This window comes from Streptomyces sp. AN091965 (assembly GCF_022698285.1).
Taxonomy (GTDB): Bacteria; Actinomycetota; Actinomycetes; order Streptomycetales; family Streptomycetaceae; genus Streptomyces.
On the sequence record NZ_JALDMY010000001.1, the window covers coordinates 1,655,111 to 1,670,305 of the forward strand.

The following is a 15,195-nucleotide window of genomic DNA, read 5'->3' on the forward strand; positions in this document are numbered from 1 at the left end:
GCCGCCCGGGGCGTTCACAGCGCCTCGCGCAGCAGCTGCACCGGGTGCCACGCGGTGCGCTCCGTGCCGTGGAAGATCTGCTGGCGGCACGAGGCACCCGTGGCGACCACGACGGTGTCGGCGGACGCGGCCCGCACGGCGGGGAAGAGACGGTCGGCTCCCACGGTCATCGAGAGGTCGTAGTGCTCGGACTCGAAGCCGAAGGAGCCGGCCATGCCGCAGCAGCCCGCGTCCAGTTCGGTGACCTCCACTCCGGGGATGCGGCGCAGCAGCGCCATGGTGGCTGCCGTGCCGACCTCCGCCTTCTGGTGGCAGTGGCCGTGGTAGAGGAGGGTGCGCCCGTTCAGCCAGGAGTCGGGGCGCAGGGTGAGGCGGCCGTCGTCGATGGCGTCGCCGAGCAGCTCTTCGATCTGCTTCACCCGGGCCGTGACCGCCTCGCGGGCCGAGTCGCGGGGCAGCAGCGCCTTGTGCTCGTCGCGCAGGGTCATCAGGCAGGACGGCTCACAGCCGGTGATGGGGGCGTCGGCCGGGGTGGTCTCGGTGAGGCGGTGGACCAGCTGGAAGGCCTTGTCGCCCGCGTCGTCCAGGAGGCCCTTGGACAGGCTGGCCCGGCCGCAGCAGCCGCCGCTCTCCAGGTGCACGTTCCACCCGGCGTGTTCGAGCAGCTCCACGGCCGCCTGCCCGATCTCCGGCTCGGTGTACGTGGTGAAGGAGTCGGCGAGCAGCACGACGGTGCCCTGAGTGGTCGTCGCGGCGGGCGTGCGGCGGCCGAACCAGCGCACCAGGTTGCGGCGGGCGTAGCGCGGCAGCGGACGGTGGCGGGTGATGCCGAGGGTGCGGTCGAGCAGGCGGCGCAGCAGCGGGAAGCGGCCGGGCAGGTTGGAGAGCGGGGCGGTGGCCGAGCCGAGGCGGTTGAGGGTGCGGATCGCCCCGAAGATCCGGGAGCGCAGCGGAACGCCGTGCTCGTCGTGGTGGTGGGCGAGGGCCTCCGCCTTCAGTGAGGCCATGTCCACGCCGAGAGGGCACTCGCTCTTGCACGCCTTGCACATCAGGCACAGGTCGAGGACCTCGTGCAGCCGCTCGTCGCCGAGCGCGGCGTGCGGGTCGGGCGCCGAGAGGGCCTGGACGAGGGCGCCGGCGCGGCCGCGCGTGGAGTCCTCCTCGTTGCGCGTGGCCATGTAGGAGGGGCACATGGCGCCGGTGCCGGACTTGCGGCACAGGCCGATGTTCATGCAGCGGTCGGCGGCCGCGCGCATCCCCCCGGCCACCTCGAAGTCGAGCCGGGTGCGCAGGCCGGGCGCGGGCGGCAGCGCCGCGTCGCGCAGGTGCTCGGTCATGGCGGGGGCGTCGACGATCTTGCCGGGGTTGAGCCGGTCGTCCGGGTCGAAGAGGCCCTTGACCTGGCGCATGGCCTCGTACAGCGCGTCGCCGAACAACTCGCGGTTGAACTCGCTGCGGGCCAGGCCGTCGCCGTGCTCGCTGGAGTTGACGCCGCCGTACTCGGTGACGAGGTCCTTGACCTCCTCGGCGACCTCGCGCATCGTCCTGCGCTGCTCGGGGTCGGTGACGTCGAGGAACGGGCGGATGTGCAGACAGCCCACCGAGCAGTGCCCGTAGAAGCCCGCGGTGAGGCCGTGCCGGTCGAGGACCTTCTTCAGCCGGGCCGTGTACGCGGGCAGGTGGACGGGGTCGACGGCGGTGTCCTCGATGAACGCCAGGGGCCGCTTGGTGCCCTCGCTCGCGGCCATGAGCAGTCCGAGGCTCGACTTGCGGACCTTCATCAGGGCCGTCCGGTCGGCGGAGGTGACGGCCCTGAGGGTGTGGTAGCCGTGGCCGTGCCGCTTCCACAGGGTGGTCAACCGGTCCAGGCTGCCGAGGAGTTCGCGCTCGTCGTCACCGGTGAACGACACGAAGAGCAGCGCGTCAGGGTCGCCTTCGAGGACCGCGGACAGGGACGCGTACTCGATCTTCTGCCGGGACAGGTCGAGGATCGTGCGGTCCATCAGCTCGACGGCCGCCGGGTCGCAGGCGAGCGCGTCCTGGGTGGCCTCGATGGCCCCGGCGACCGAGGTGAAGTGGCCGACGGCGAAGACCGTGTGCGCCGGTTTCGGTACGAGGTCCACGAGCGCCCGGGTGGTGACGGCCAGGGTGCCTTCGGAGCCGACGACGAACTTCGCCAGGTCGAAGGGGGTGTCCTCGCGGGCGAGCCGGTCAAGGCGGTAGCCGCCCGCGCGCCGCCAGTGCTGCGGGAAGCCGTCGGCTATGGCGTCGGCGTGGGCGGCGACGAGCCGGGGCAGTTCGCGGTGGATGCGGCCGTCCAGGGTGTCGAACCCGGCACGGCTCGCGTGCTCCGCGGCGGTGAGCGGCGCCAGGTGCGTGCTCGTCGCGTCGGAGAGCACCACGTCCAGGGCGCGCACGTGGTCGATGGTCATGCCGTAGCGCAGGGAGCCGCTGCCCGCCGAGTTGTTGCCGATCATGCCGCCGACGGTGGCGCGGTTGCTGGTGGAGGTGTCGGGGCCGAACATCAGGCCGTGCGGGGCGGCGGCGCGGTTCAACTGGTCCTGGACGACGCCCGGTTCGACGAGGGCGGTACGGCCCTCCGGTTCGAGCGCGACGATGCGGCGCATGTGGCGGGAGAGGTCGAGGATGATGCCGGGGCCCGTGGTCTGCCCGGCGAGGCTCGTCCCGGCCCCGCGCGGCACCACGGACACGCCGTGCTCGACGGCCGCGGCGACGGCCGCCCGCACGTCGTCGGCGTGCCGGGGGAAGACGACGCCGAGCGGGGTGATGGCGTACATGCTGGCGTCACGGGCGAACAGATGGCGGCTCACGGAGTCGAAGCGGACCTCGCCGTCGAGGTCGGCGCGCAACCGCCGGGCGAGTTCGCCGCCGAGCTCATCACGCTCGGCCTCCGTGCTCTCGATGCTGGATGTCATACGACACGCTCCGGGGGCGAAGGGAGTACGGGGACTTGCGGGGGGGGCGGCGCGGGTCCGCCGGTGCGGCGGACCCGCGCCCGGGGGTGGCTCAGGCCGTGCGGAGGTGGTCGAGCCCCGCGGCGAGCCCCTCGGAACCGACCGCGATCCCGGCGAGCTCCAGGCCCATCTGCACCCCGGCGAGGGTCCCGGCGAGGGTGAGGTCGTTGAAGTGGCCGAGGTGGCCGATGCGGAAGACCTTGCCCGCGAGCCGCCCGAGGCCCGTGCCGAGCGACATGTCGAACCGCTCCAGGACGATCTTCCGTACGGCGTCGGCGTCCTGGCCGTCCGGCAGGAGCACGGCGGTCAGCGACCCTGAGTGCTCCCGGTCGTCGGCGCACAGCACGTCGAGTCCCCAGCCCCGCACGGCCGCCCGGGTGGCGGCGGCGTGCCGGGCGTGGCGGGCCCAGACCTGTTCGATGCCCTCCTCCGCGAGCATGCGCAGGGCTTCCTCCAGGCCGTAGAGGAGGTTGGTGGCGGGCGTGTACGGGAAGAACCCGGCGGCGTTGGCGTCGAGGATCGGCGCCCAGTCCCAGTACGCCTTGGGCAGCCGGGCGGTGCGGGCCGCCTCGATCGCCTTGGGGCTGACCGCGTTGAAGCCGAGGCCCGGCGGCAGCATGAGGCCCTTCTGCGAGCCGGTCACGGTCACGTCGACGCCCCACGCCTCGTGGTGGTACTCGATCGAGGCGAGCGAGGAGACGGTGTCGACCAGGAGCAGGGCGGGGTGCCCGGCGGCGTCCAGGGCGGCACGGAGGTCCGGCACCCGGCTCGTGACACCGGTCGAGGTCTCGTTGTGCACCACGCAGACGGCCTTGAACCGGTGGGCCATGTCGGCGGAGAGGAGGTCGGCGGCGGCCTCGGGCGAGGCGCCGTGCCGCCAGTCGCCGGGCACGAACTCCACCTCCAGGCCGAGGGATTCGGCCATGTCCCGCCACAGGGTGGCGAAGTGGCCGGTCTCGAAGCACAGCACGCGGTCGCCCGGGCTGAGCGTGTTGACCAGGGCCGCCTCCCAGGCGCCGGTGCCCGACGACGGATAGACGACCACCGGGGACGTCGTGTCGAACACAGGCTTGAGGCCGTCGAGCACCCGGCGGGTGAGCTCGGCGAACTCGGGCCCCCGGTGGTCGAGGGTGGGTGCGGCCATGGCGCGCAGAACGCGGTCGGGAACGTTGGTGGGTCCGGGAATCTGCAGAAAGTGACGGCCGGTCCTGACGGTCATCGCGCGAATCTCCCCTCCACGCTTGTGCCGTAAGGCGGCACAGCGTATCGTGATGCGGCACGGTGGAGCATAGGGGCGACGGCTGACGACGGTCAACGGTGCGGCCGCACGCCGCCGTCGAGGCCGACCCATGCGCCACCCTGGGGGCGGGCCGACGCGGAGCCCACCGGGCGCACCGACACCAGACCTTCGGGGGGAACCCATGCAGAACGTCCTCAACACCCTGCGCGTCCTGGAGGAGTTGGCGTCGCGCCAGCCCGTCGGGGTCGCCGAGCTCGCGCGGGCCATGGAGCTGCCGAAGAGCACCGTGCAGCGCGCCCTCGGCACGCTGCGCACCGCGGGCTGGATCAGACAGACGGGCACCCCGCCCACCCGCTGGACCCTCACCACGAAGGCGCTGCTCGTCGGGCGGCAGGCCACGGGCGAGCTGGGGCTGCGGGACGTGGCGGTGCCGGTGATGGAGGAGCTGCGCCGCACCGTCGACGAGACCGTACACCTGGCGGTGCCGGAGGGCGACCGGGTCGTCCTGGTCGAGCGCCTGGAGACGGCCCAGCCGGTACGGATCGTGCTCCCGCTCGGCCAGCACCTGTCGGGCCACGCGTCCGCCAACGGCAAGGCCATCCTCGCGGCCCGCTCCCCCGAGGCCGTCGACCGGTACGTCGCGGACGGCCTGACCCGCTTCACCGAGGCCACGATCGGCGACCCGGACGCGCTGCGCGCCGAACTGGCCGCGATCCACGCCCGCGGCTACGCGCTCAACGAGGGCGAGTGGCGCACCGACGTCGCGGCGGTGGCCGCGGCGATCCTCGGCCCGGACGGCACACCCGTGGCCAGCATGAGCATCAACCTGCCCGCCAGCCGCTGCGACCGGAGCCGCCTCGACGACCTGGGCGTTCACGTGCGGGCCGCGGCCCGTGAGATCAGCGCGGCACTCGGATACGAGGAGCCGCGCACCGCCTGAGCGCCGCGAACACGGCGCACCCGCACCGCCCGAGCACCTCGCAAGCGATGTCCGCGCACCCCCTTGACGGGCCGTGACGCCCGTCACATACTCGCCAACGTCGCCCTGCGAGTTCCGCATAGCGGAACTCAGAGTCCGTGCTGCGGATATTCAGGCCCGGTGTGCCCGTCATCTCCCACGCCCTACGACGCTCAGGACCACCCTGCTCAGCTCCATGACGCCCCGGAGTCGTATCCGCACGTCCACGCACGTGACCCTCCATCCGCTACTCGGCCGCAGTCCGAAGGCGAGGACGTGTCATGACAGACCATCTCATCGCGATCGGCGCATTGGTGCTTGTCTTCGCCGTCGCCACATTCACCTCCGTCCACATGGGAGCGCTCGCGCTCGTCGCGGCGTTCGCCGTCGGCTCCACCGTCGCCAGTGAGAACGCCGACGACGTCTTCGGGGGCTTCCCCGGGGACCTCTTCGTCGTCCTCGTGGGCGTCACTTTCCTGTTCGCCGTCGCCAAGAACAACGGCACCATCGAATGGCTCGTGCACGCCGCGACCAAGGCCGTGGGCGGCCGCATCGCCCTCATCCCCTGGGTCATGTTCCTCATCACCGCCGCGCTCACCGCGGTCGGCGCCGTGGTGCCCGCGGCGGTCGGCGTCATCGCCCCCATCGGCATGAGCCTGTGCGCCCGCTACAACATCCGCCCGCTGCTCATGGGCCTGCTCGTGGCCAACGGGGGCTGCGCGGGCGGCTTCTCGCCCGCCAGCGTCTACGGCTCCATCACCAACGGCGTGGTCGAACGCAACGACCTGCCGAGCAGTCCGGCGCTCCTGTTCGCCATGACGTTCCTGTTCAGCGTGGCCCTCAGCGTCGTCGCGTACTTCATGTTCGGCGGGCGGCAGCTGCTCGGGCGGCGCGCGCAGGACACCGGGACGGCGGACGGCGGCGCGGCGGCCGGATCCGCCGGACCCGACAGCGCCGCCGGACCCGCCGGACCCGGCGGCACCTCGCCGGACCCCGTCGGTGCCGCGCCCCCGGGCACGGCACCCGCGGGAGGCACCGCCACCGCGACCGTCGCACTCGCGAAGCCGGTCGTGGCGCCCGGCCTCGACGTCTCCCGCTCCCTGACCCTGCTCGGGCTGCTCGGCATGGTCGCGGGCGCGCTCTTCCTGGAGTGGAACGTCGGGCTCATGGCCCTGACCGTCGTGGTCGTCCTCACGCTGGCCGACCCCGACGCCGCCAAGGGGGCCGTCGACCGCTGCGCCTGGTCCACCGTGCTGCTCGTCTGCGGCGTCGTCACCTTCGTCGGCGTCATGGAGCGCATGGGCACCATCGAGTGGCTCGGCGACAGCGTCGCCAAGATCGACTCCCCGCTCCTGGGCGCCCTGTTGATCTGCGTCGTCGGCGCCGTGGTCTCCGCCTTCGCCTCGACCACCGGCATCCTCGGCGCCCTCATCCCCCTCGCCGTCCCGTTCCTGATGGACGGTCAGGTCAGCGCCATCGGCCTGATCATCGCCCTGGCCATCTCGTCCTCGGTGGTCGACTCCTCCCCGCTCTCCACCAGCGGGGCGCTGGTCACCGCCAACGCCCCCGAGGAGCAGCGCCCCCAGATCTTCAGCGCCCTGATGCGCTGGGGTATGTCGATGACGCTCGTCGCCCCGCTCGCGACGTGGGCGCTGTTCGTGATCCCCGGGCAGGCCTGAATGAAGCACGCCCCCTCGTGGTCAACCGTGCGCCTGCCGCGCGTTCTTGGGCAGCAGGCCGACGCTGGCGAACGTCAGGACGAACAGTCCCGCGCAGACGGCGAACACCAGCTCCGCGGCACCGAAGAGGGAGCCCCGCGCCGCGCGGGCGAAGAACACGGTGCCCAGTGCGGCGACGCCGACGGCACCGGCGAACTGCTGGACCGCGTTGAGCATCCCGGCGCCGGCCCCGGCCTCCTCGGCAGTGGCCTCGCCGAGGACGAAGTCGAAGACCGGCACGAACACCGGGCCGGAGCCGAAGCCCGTCAGGAACAGGGACGGGGTCAGGGTCAGGCCCGCGCCCATGACCGGCCCGAAGGGCATCAGCGCCTTGCGCAGGTGCTCCCGCGAGAAGACGACCTTCACCAGGGCCATGCCCCGGGGGGATCATCACGGCGCCGAACAGGAGGAACTGGTGCGCCGCTTCAGCGCGCTCCCCCCCGGACAGATTCCCCCACACCGCACAGCACGCGACCGCCCTGACCTCGGGCACCGGGGAGGGGACCTCGTCCGCACCCGTGCCTTCCGGCCCAACGGCACGCTGTCGGACAGGGAGTTGGCCGCCGAGCACCTCGCGGGGTTCCGCTGGTGGCGGCAGGGCGAGATCGAGGACCAGCGCGGCCCGGACCCGTTCGGCCCCAGCGACACGGCCGCGTTGTTGTCTGCTCTGCTCGCGGGTGGGGTTCCGGACGAGCCGCTGCTGATCGGCCCGTGATCAGGGGCCGGTCGTACGGTCCGTCGAAGCGCCCCGGTCGCGCTCCTCGCCCAGGAAGTCCAGGAGCAGCGCCGTGATCTCCGCGGGGCGCTCCAGCGAGGGCAGGTGCCCCGCCCAGGGCAGCTCCCGGTGACGGGCTCGGGGCAGGAGGCCGGGGAGTTCGGCCGCGATGCGGCGGAAGTCGGGGAGGTCGTGGGCGCCGCCGACGGCGAGCGTGGGGGCGGTGACGGCCCGGAGGTCGAGCGCGGGCTCGGGGAGTTCGTGGTCGGCCTCCTCCCCCGCCGGGTGCGCGGCGAACCAGTGGGCGAAGTTCTCCCGCTGCATCCGGGTCACCCGGCCCCGGGTCTCCTCGTCGGCTTCCGGGCCCAGCCACGTACGGGCGTTCAGGGCGGCCGCGGCATCCAGGTCGCCCGCGTCCAGGAGGGCGTCCTCGGCCTCGCCGAAGGCCCGGAGCGCCGGGCCCGGCGCGTGTCCGGGGCGGCCCGCGCAGAGCAGGGCGAGGGCGGTGACCCGCTGGGGGTGCAGGGCGGCGACGCGCAGCGCGACCCGGCCGCCGTACGAGGAACCGACGAAGGCGGCGTCGGCGAGGCCCAGGGCGTCGAGCAGCCCCACGACGTCGGCCTCGTCGGAGTACGGCGCGGTCGCGACGGGTGTCCGGCCACAGCCGCGGAAGTCGGCGCGGACGACGAGGAACCCGGCCTGGGCCAGCGGACGCCACTGCGGCTCCCACATCCTGCGGTCGCCGACCGAGGAGTGCAGGAGGACCACCGCGGGGGCGTCGGCCGGGCCGTCGACGTCATGAGAAACGATCATGTCCGCATCCTCGCAGAGCGGCCCCGGACCGCCGGAGGAACATCCGGCGGTCCGGGGCCGGGACGCCGCCCGGTGCAGGGCGGCGGGCTCAGTCGCGCAGGTCCTCCACGGTGGGCACGACGACGCCGAACAGATCGGTGACGGTGGTCAGGGCGGCCGCGTGCAGCGCGGCGGCGGGCAGGACCGTGCCGTCCGGGGCGGCGAGCGCCCGGGTGGCGGCCGCCTCGGCGACGACGGTGGGCCGGTAACCGAGGTTGAAGGCGCCCTGGGCGGTGAACGTGACGCACATGTGGGTCATGAACCCGGCCAGCACGAGGTCGCGCCCCTCGCCCGGCTCGACGCCCGCGTCGCGCAGGACCTGCTCCAGGTCGGTGGCGTGGAAGGCGTTGGGGACCTGCTTGACCACGACCGGCTCCCCGGCCACGGGGGCGACCTCGTCGCTGATCGACCCGATGTGGGCGCGGATGTCGTACGGAGTGCCGTCGCCGCCGTCGTTGACGATGTGGACGACCGGGATGCCCGCGGCACGGGCGCGCTCCAGGAGCCGGGCACCCGCCGCGAGGGCCTTCTCCACGCCGTCCAGGGTCATGACGCCGGTGCGGTAGGTGTTCTGGAAGTCGATCATTATCAGGGCGGACTCGCCGAGGCGGGGCGGCTGGTTGTCCAGGCCGATCACGTCGCGCAGGGTCGTGGCGGGGTGACTGGTGCTCATCAGGGAGCCTCTCTCAGGGTTTTCGGGCAGGGCGGGGCAGCGCAGGTCGAAGCCGCGGCCCGGCGGCCGTGCCGATGGGTGGGAGGGGAAAGGGAAGGAAGCGGTCAGGCGGTCCTGGTCCGGAAGCGGCGGCGGTAGGCCGCCGGGGTGGTGGCCAGCTGCCGCCGGAAGGCCCGGTGCAGGGTCTCCACCGAACCCAGCCCCGCGGCGGCCGCGACCTGGTCGAGGGGGCAGTCCGTGGTTTCGAGGAGCCGCCGGGCGACCTCGATGCGGACGCCCTCGACGTAGGCGGCGGGGCTGGTGCCCGTCTCCTGGGCGAAGACGCGGGCGAAGTGCCGCTCGCTCAGGCACATGCGAGCGGCCAGGGCCCCCGCCGACAGGTCCTCGTCGAGGTGGTCGGCGATCCACAGGCGCAGCTCGTCGATGTCCCTGCGGCTGCTGCCCGAGCGGCGCAGCGGCACCGAGAACTGGCTCTGGCCGCCCTGCCGTTTGAGGTAGACCACGAGCTGGCGGGCCACCGCGAGGGCGGCCTGCTCGCCCTGGTCCTCCGCGACCAGGGCGAGCGCCAGGTCCAGGCAGGCGCTGATGCCCGCCCCCGTCCACAGCCGGCCGCGGTCGGCCCGGACGAAGATGGGGTCCGGGTCGACCGTGACGTCCGGGTGGTCGGCGGCGAGCTGGGCGGCGGTCGACCAGTGGGTGGTCGCCGTCAGTCCGTCCAGGAGCCCCGCCGCGGCCAGCAGATGGGCGCCCACGCACACGGACGCCACCCGCCGGGCGTGCGGAGCGGTGGCCCTCACCCACTCCACGACGGTGGTGTCGATGCGGGCCACCGGGCCGTCGTCGGTCATGTCGACCGCGCCCGGCACCAGCAGGGTGTCCACCTGGTCCCCGACGTCGTCGAAGGCCACGTCGGTGAGCAGCCGCACCCCGGCCGACGTCCGGACCGCTCCGGCGGTCGGTCCCGCGAGGCGGACCTCGTATCCGGCGCGGCCCGCCGTCTCCCGGTTGGCAAGGGCGAACACCTCGGCCGGGCCGGTGACGTCGAGGAGGTCGACATCGGGGAAGACCGCGATGACGACCCGGTGGGGAAGGGGCATGTCCCCATGCTCACCCGCGCCACCGATGACCGCAATGACGATTCCCTGTCACATCCGGACACCCGGCCCAGGGGGCGGTACCGGCGCTACACCCGTGTGAACAGCGTGTGGCAGGGCTCCGACAGCGTCCCGGTCCCCGTTGACGACGCCGAAAGTCCGGTGCTCAACTGTTCGCATGCCGTCCTCGCAGCCGCTGGTCTCACGCGAGCACATCGACCTCTGTCGGGTGTGTTCCACCGCGTGTCCTGGCGCGGGCGCCCTGCGCGGGTAATCGGCCCTTCGGGCCTCGTCCTCCTTCGCCGGACGGGCTCCATCGGTCGCCTGACGCGCGATCCCCCCTGCCCCTCGTCGGGTGTTGACCGGCCCTTCGGGCCGTTTCCTCAATCGCCGCACGGGCTTCATCCAGCCCACTCCGGCTTGCTCTCATCCACGTACGAAAGGCCTGCCATGCCCGTGGAGTTCCTCGGTATCGCCGCGACCAACGACGGGTCGGAGACCCGGCCCCGCTCCGGTGCCGCCTTCGACAAGCAGTACACGCTGCGGCTCGCCCGGGCCCACGAGGACCACGGCTGGGACCGGGTGCTCTTCGCCTACGGCTCCGGATCGCCGATCCCCGCGGCCGCCGCCGGGTACCTCGCGGCGAAGGTCGAGTCGCTGCAGATCCTGCTCGCGCACCGGCCGAACGTGTCGTACCCGACGTACGCGGCGCGGACGTTCGCGACGCTCGACCAGGTCAGCGACGGTCGGCTGACCGTCCACTTCATCACCGGGGGCAATGACCACGAGCAGCGCCGCGAGGGCGACACGCTGAGCAAGGACGAGCGCTACGCCCGCACCCGCGAGTACATCGAGATCGTCAAGAAGGTGTGGACGCGGCACGAGGCCTTCGACCACGAGGGGGCGCACTACCGCTTCCAGGACTTCGTCAGCGACGTCTTTCCGGTGCAACAGCCGCACCCGGGCGTCTCGTTCGGCGGCTCGTCGCCCGCCGCGTACGCCGCGGGCGGGGCCGAGGCCGACGTCTACTGCCTCTGGGGCGAGCCGCTGGCCGAGACCGCCCAGCAGATCGAGGAGGTCACCCGGGCGGCGCGCGCCGCGGGGCGCGCCGACGTGCCGCGCGTCCAGGTGGCGTTCCGGCCCATCATCGCGCCGACCGAGGATCTGGCCTGGGAGAAGGCGCACCGCACGGTGGGCGCGATCCGGGAGCGCCGCACGGGCGGGCAGACCCTGACGCGGCGCCGCTCCCCCGACGCGCCGGAGAACACCGGCTCGCAGCGGCTCGTCGCCATCGCCGAGCAGGGCGAGCGCTTCGACCGGGCGCTGTGGACGCCGACCGCGGCCGCCACCGGGGGCGCGGGCAACTCCAACGCCCTGGTCGGCACCCCGGAGACCGTCGCCCAGGCGCTGCTCGACTACTACGACCTCGGCGTGGACATCCTGTCCGCGCGCGGCTACGACCTGCTCGACGACGCCGTCGACTTCGGCCGGTACGTCATCCCGATCGTCCGCGAGGAGGTCGCCAAGCGCGACCGCGAGGGCGCCGCGCGCGGGCCGCAGACGCTGGAGCGCACCCTGAGCGAGCCGGCGGTGGCGGGATGACGTCCGCCGCGCCGCCCTCAGCCGCGGCCCCCGCGCTCCCGGCCGACGACGCCGGGCCCCGGCTCCCCGCCGAGCCGACGGTCGTCCCGGCCCGGCACTACTGGCGCTGGGCCGCCGGGGCCGCCGTCCTGGTCGTGGCCGCCCAGTTCGCCCACGGGCTGCTCACCAACCCCGCCTGGGAGTGGGAGGTCTTCTTCCGCTATCTGACCGCCGACAGCGTGCTCCGCGCGGTCTGGGTGACCCTCCAACTGACCGTGTACGGCACGGCCCTCGGCTTCGCGCTCGGTCTGGTCGTCGCCCTGATGCGCCTCTCGCGCAGCCCGCTGCTCTCCGGCGTGGCCTGGCTGTACGTCTGGGCGTTCCGCTCCATCCCGCTGATCGTGCAGCTGCTGTTCTGGTTCAACCTGGCGTACCTGTACGAGGAGTTGGGGATCGGCATCCCCTTCGGGCCCGTCGTGTGGAGCTTCGGCACGATGCATCTGGTCGGGGCGATGTCCGCCGCCGTCATCGGGCTCGCGCTGCACCAGGCCGCGTACGCCGCCGAGATCCTGCGCGGCGGCTTCCTTGCCGTCGAGCCGGGCCAGTTGGAGGCCGCCGCCGCGCTCGGCATCCCCCGGCCGCGGCAGCTGCGCCGGATCGTGCTGCCGCAGGCGATGCGCTCGGTCCTGCCGAACGCCGCCAACGAGATCGTCTCCCTGTTCAAGGGCACCTCCATCGTCTCGGTGATGGCGATCGGCGAGCTCTTCTACCAGGTGCAAGTGATCTACGGCCGCAACGGCCGGGTGGTGCCGCTCCTGATGGTCGCCACGGTCTGGTACATCGTCCTGACCACGCTCCTGTCGATCGTCCAGTACTACGTGGAGCGGCGCTTCGCGCGCGGTGCCGACCGCACTCCCCCGCCGACGCCGCTCCAGCGCGCCCGCGCCTTCGCCCGCACCCTCACCTCCTCCTCTCACCCCCTCACCCCCCTTCGGGAGAAGCGATGAGCACCGCCCCCGTGATGGTCGACGTCCGCGGCGTCCACAAGAGCTTCGGCGCGCACGAGGTGCTGCGCGGCATCGACCTCCAAGTGCGCGCCGGTGAGGTCACCGTGGTCATCGGCCCGTCCGGCTCCGGCAAGTCCACGCTGCTGCGCGCCATCAACCACCTGGAGAAGCTCAGCCGGGGCTCGGTCAGCATCGACGGCGAGCTGATCGGCTACCGGCGGCGCGGCGACAAGCTGTACGAGCTCAAGGAGCGGGAGATCCTGCGCCAGCGCACCCGGATCGGCTTCGTCTTCCAGAACTTCAACCTCTTCCCGCACCTGACCGTCCTGGAGAACATCACCGAGGCGCCCGTCTCGGCGCTGCGCCGCCCGAGTGCGGAGGCGAAGGACCGGGCGCGGGCGCTGCTCGACCGGGTGGGGCTCGGCGACCGGGCCGACGCCTACCCCCGGCAGCTGTCGGGCGGCCAGCAGCAGCGCGTGGCGATCGCCCGCGCACTCGCCCTCGACCCGCAGGTGCTGCTCTTCGACGAGCCGACGTCCGCGCTCGACCCGGAGCTCGTCGGGGAGGTCCTCGACGTCATCAAGGACGTGGCCCGGGCCGGTACGACCATGATCGTCGTCACGCACGAGATCGGCTTCGCCCGCGAGGTCGCCGACACCGTGGTCTTCATGGACGACGGCGTGGTCGTCGAGCAGGGCCCGCCCCAGGACGTCCTCGACCATCCGCGGCACGAGCGCACCAAGGCGTTCCTCTCCAAGGTCCTGTGACCTCCGCGCTCCCCGTTCCCGCCCCGGCCCCCGGCCCTTTGTCGCCCTGACGCCCCCGCATCGCCCCGAGGAGCACCACCATGCCCGCGCCCGTCACCCGCCGCGCCACGCTCACCTTCGCGCTCGCCTCCGCCCTCGCCCTGACCACCGCCGCCTGCGGCGCCTCCGCCGACGAGGAGACGGGCCCGGCCGCCCGCGCCCGGCCCGGCGCCAAGGGCGCGAAGATCGATCTGAGTCCCGATCAGAAGCGCGTCAGAGCCGAGAAGGTCGACGCGATCGCCCGCCTCGTGCCCGACCGCGTCCGCTCCCGCGGCACGCTGGAAGTGGTGGCGTCCGCGGGCTCCGTACCGCCGCTGACGTTCTACGCCACCGACGACAAGACCGTCATCGGCGTGGAGACCGACATCGCCCACCTGGTCGCCGACGTGCTCGGCCTGAAGGTGCGCTCGCACGCGGTCGACTGGGCGAACATCTTCGTCGGCCTGGACAGCGGCAAGTACGACGTCGGCTTCAGCAACATCACCGTCACCGAGGAGCGCAAGGAGAAGTACGACTTCGCCACCTACCGCCTGGACACCATCGCCTTCGAGGCCAGGAAGGGCCGCGGCTGGAAGGTCACGGGGCCGAAGGACGTGGCGGGCCGCGTCATCGGGGTCTCCTCCGGCACCAACCAGGAGAAGCTGCTCGTCGACTGGAGCGGGCAGAACGTGAAGGCGGGCCGGAAGGTCACCGAGATCAAGTACTTCCAGAACACCAGCGACTACTACCTGGCGCTCGGCTCCGGCCGCATCGACGCCTACCTCGGCCCCAATCCGGTCGCCGCATACCACGCGGCGAGCACCGGCAGGTCCGAGGTCATCGGCACCTTCTCGGGCGCGGGCGACCGCCTCCAGGGCAAGATCGCCGCCACCACGAAGAAGGACAACGGCCTCGTCGGGGCCCTCCACAAGGCGCTCCAGCACCTCATCGAGGAGGGCTCCTACGGCAAGGCGCTCGCCCACTGGGGGCTCGCCGACGAGGCCGTGCGCACCTCGGAGCTCAATCCGAAGGGGCTGCCCAAGGGCGCGTGAGGACGCGGCCCGCGCCGGTCCCCCGCGCTACCGGACGGGGAGCGGGGCGCCGCGCTCCGCCTCTGCCCGGGGGCCGAAGATGCGGCGCTCCGCCGCGGTGATCGGCACGTCGTTGATGCTGGCCTCGCGGCGGGCCATCAGGCCCTCCTCGGTGAACTCCCACAGCTCGTTGCCGTAGGCGCGCCACCACTGGCCGCTCGCGTCCTGGGACTCGTACTGGAAGCGGACCGCGATGCGGTTGCCGTGGAAGTCCCACAGCTCCTTGCGCAGCGCGTACTCCCGCTCCCCGGCCCACTTGTCGCGGAGGAACTCCACGATCTCGGCGCGGCCGGTGACGAACCGGTCGCGGTTGCGCCAGACCGAGTCCTCGGTGTAGGCGAGCGCGACGCGCTCGGGGTCGCGGGTGTTCCACGCGTCCTCGGCGGCCTGGACCTTCTGCCGGGCCGTCTCCTCGTCGAACGGCGGGAACGGCGGACGTGCCGTCATGGCGGGCTCCTCTCGTCGTCGCCACCCCCTGGAGAACGCTCGTTCTCCGGCGATGTGTG

Annotated in this window: 14 protein-coding genes; 7 read left to right on the plus strand and 7 right to left on the minus strand. The window is 72.9% G+C overall.

From position 1 onward, the window contains the following. Window positions 1–14 precede the first annotated feature (14 nt). Together MQV74_RS06410 and MQV74_RS06415 are read right to left on the minus strand one after the other, a co-directional pair. On the minus strand, window positions 15–2,936 hold the full coding sequence (locus tag MQV74_RS06410; RefSeq protein ID WP_242715054.1) for an FAD-binding and (Fe-S)-binding domain-containing protein: 2,922 nt from the start codon (window positions 2,934–2,936) through the stop codon (window positions 15–17). A 91-nt stretch (window positions 2,937–3,027) separates the two neighbouring features. Continuing rightward, window positions 3,028–4,194 (minus strand): pyridoxal-phosphate-dependent aminotransferase family protein, encoded by a 1,167-nt coding sequence (locus MQV74_RS06415; protein ID WP_242715055.1) that lies wholly within the window; start codon window positions 4,192–4,194, stop codon window positions 3,028–3,030. Window positions 4,195–4,396: 202 nt separating this feature from the next. On the opposite strand from MQV74_RS06415, the gene MQV74_RS06420 reads away from it, so the two are divergent. Then, window positions 4,397–5,155, plus strand: a complete 759-nt coding sequence (locus MQV74_RS06420; protein ID WP_242715056.1) for an IclR family transcriptional regulator — start codon at window positions 4,397–4,399, stop codon at window positions 5,153–5,155. A gap of 299 nt (window positions 5,156–5,454) precedes the next feature. Beyond that, complete coding sequence (locus tag MQV74_RS06425; RefSeq protein ID WP_242715057.1) at window positions 5,455–6,852, plus strand: SLC13 family permease; 1,398 nt, start codon at window positions 5,455–5,457, stop codon at window positions 6,850–6,852. Window positions 6,853–6,873: 21 nt separating this feature from the next. On the opposite strand, the gene MQV74_RS06430 is transcribed toward MQV74_RS06425, so the two are convergent. Beyond that, the gene (locus MQV74_RS06430) at window positions 6,874–7,266 is read right to left on the minus strand and encodes a hypothetical protein (RefSeq protein ID WP_278194094.1); all 393 of its coding nucleotides are present in this window, start codon (window positions 7,264–7,266) and stop codon (window positions 6,874–6,876) included. A 40-nt stretch (window positions 7,267–7,306) separates the two neighbouring features. On the opposite strand from MQV74_RS06430, the gene MQV74_RS06435 reads away from it, so the two are divergent. Then, window positions 7,307–7,606 carry a hypothetical protein gene (locus MQV74_RS06435; RefSeq protein ID WP_242715058.1) on the plus strand — a complete coding sequence of 100 codons (300 nt, stop codon included), beginning with the start codon at window positions 7,307–7,309 and terminating at the stop codon, window positions 7,604–7,606. Here the strand turns inward: MQV74_RS06435 and MQV74_RS06440 are convergent, their stop codons facing one another. From MQV74_RS06440 to MQV74_RS06450, 3 genes are all read right to left on the minus strand, one after another. Further along, window positions 7,607–8,419: an alpha/beta fold hydrolase gene (locus MQV74_RS06440; RefSeq protein WP_242715059.1), complete on the minus strand. Its 813-nt coding sequence runs from the start codon at window positions 8,417–8,419 to the stop codon at window positions 7,607–7,609. Between the two features lie 88 nt (window positions 8,420–8,507). Further along, window positions 8,508–9,131 carry a cysteine hydrolase family protein gene (locus MQV74_RS06445; RefSeq protein ID WP_242715060.1) on the minus strand — a complete coding sequence of 208 codons (624 nt, stop codon included), beginning with the start codon at window positions 9,129–9,131 and terminating at the stop codon, window positions 8,508–8,510. Between the two features lie 104 nt (window positions 9,132–9,235). Next, window positions 9,236–10,228 (minus strand): GlxA family transcriptional regulator, encoded by a 993-nt coding sequence (locus MQV74_RS06450; protein WP_242715061.1) that lies wholly within the window; start codon window positions 10,226–10,228, stop codon window positions 9,236–9,238. Between the two features lie 447 nt (window positions 10,229–10,675). Here MQV74_RS06450 and MQV74_RS06455 point away from each other — a divergent pair, with 447 nt between their 5' ends. The 4 genes from MQV74_RS06455 (at window position 10,676) to MQV74_RS06470 (ending at window position 14,650) form a co-directional block, all read left to right on the plus strand. Beyond that, window positions 10,676–11,827, plus strand: a complete 1,152-nt coding sequence (locus tag MQV74_RS06455; protein ID WP_242715062.1) for an LLM class flavin-dependent oxidoreductase — start codon at window positions 10,676–10,678, stop codon at window positions 11,825–11,827. Beyond that, the gene (locus tag MQV74_RS06460) at window positions 11,824–12,813 is read left to right on the plus strand and encodes an amino acid ABC transporter permease (protein ID WP_242715063.1); all 990 of its coding nucleotides are present in this window, start codon (window positions 11,824–11,826) and stop codon (window positions 12,811–12,813) included. The genes MQV74_RS06455 and MQV74_RS06460 overlap by 4 nt, the downstream gene beginning before the upstream one ends. Then, window positions 12,810–13,580 (plus strand): amino acid ABC transporter ATP-binding protein, encoded by a 771-nt coding sequence (locus MQV74_RS06465; protein ID WP_278194095.1) that lies wholly within the window; start codon window positions 12,810–12,812, stop codon window positions 13,578–13,580. Before MQV74_RS06460 ends, MQV74_RS06465 begins: the two co-directional genes overlap by 4 nt. Before the next feature lie 80 nt (window positions 13,581–13,660). After that, a complete protein-coding gene (locus MQV74_RS06470) occupies window positions 13,661–14,650 on the plus strand; it encodes an ABC transporter substrate-binding protein (RefSeq protein WP_242715064.1) in 990 nt (329 codons plus the stop codon). Between the two features lie 27 nt (window positions 14,651–14,677). Here the strand turns inward: MQV74_RS06470 and MQV74_RS06475 are convergent, their stop codons facing one another. Beyond that, window positions 14,678–15,136, minus strand: coding sequence for a nuclear transport factor 2 family protein (locus MQV74_RS06475; RefSeq protein WP_242715065.1), 459 nt, complete (start codon window positions 15,134–15,136; stop codon window positions 14,678–14,680). Between the last annotated feature and the right edge of the window lie 59 nt (window positions 15,137–15,195).

What these genes read in the sequence shown, in the direction of transcription:
- MQV74_RS06465 (WP_278194095.1), top strand. Translation starts at nt 12,810, where the DNA reads ATGAGCACCGCCCCCGTGATGGTCGACGTCCGCGGCGTCCACAAGAGC.
- MQV74_RS06425 (WP_242715057.1), top strand. Translation starts at nt 5,455, where the DNA reads ATGACAGACCATCTCATCGCGATCGGCGCATTGGTGCTTGTCTTCGCC.
- MQV74_RS06415 (WP_242715055.1), bottom strand. Translation starts at nt 4,194, where the DNA reads ATGACCGTCAGGACCGGCCGTCACTTTCTGCAGATTCCCGGACCCACC.
- MQV74_RS06460 (WP_242715063.1), top strand. Translation starts at nt 11,824, where the DNA reads ATGACGTCCGCCGCGCCGCCCTCAGCCGCGGCCCCCGCGCTCCCGGCC.
- MQV74_RS06475 (WP_242715065.1), bottom strand. Translation starts at nt 15,136, where the DNA reads ATGACGGCACGTCCGCCGTTCCCGCCGTTCGACGAGGAGACGGCCCGG.
- MQV74_RS06455 (WP_242715062.1), top strand. Translation starts at nt 10,676, where the DNA reads ATGCCCGTGGAGTTCCTCGGTATCGCCGCGACCAACGACGGGTCGGAG.
- MQV74_RS06410 (WP_242715054.1), bottom strand. Translation starts at nt 2,936, where the DNA reads ATGACATCCAGCATCGAGAGCACGGAGGCCGAGCGTGATGAGCTCGGC.
- MQV74_RS06470 (WP_242715064.1), top strand. Translation starts at nt 13,661, where the DNA reads ATGCCCGCGCCCGTCACCCGCCGCGCCACGCTCACCTTCGCGCTCGCC.
- MQV74_RS06420 (WP_242715056.1), top strand. Translation starts at nt 4,397, where the DNA reads ATGCAGAACGTCCTCAACACCCTGCGCGTCCTGGAGGAGTTGGCGTCG.
- MQV74_RS06430 (WP_278194094.1), bottom strand. Translation starts at nt 7,266, where the DNA reads ATGGCCCTGGTGAAGGTCGTCTTCTCGCGGGAGCACCTGCGCAAGGCG.
- MQV74_RS06440 (WP_242715059.1), bottom strand. Translation starts at nt 8,419, where the DNA reads ATGATCGTTTCTCATGACGTCGACGGCCCGGCCGACGCCCCCGCGGTG.
- MQV74_RS06450 (WP_242715061.1), bottom strand. Translation starts at nt 10,228, where the DNA reads ATGCCCCTTCCCCACCGGGTCGTCATCGCGGTCTTCCCCGATGTCGAC.
- MQV74_RS06445 (WP_242715060.1), bottom strand. Translation starts at nt 9,131, where the DNA reads ATGAGCACCAGTCACCCCGCCACGACCCTGCGCGACGTGATCGGCCTG.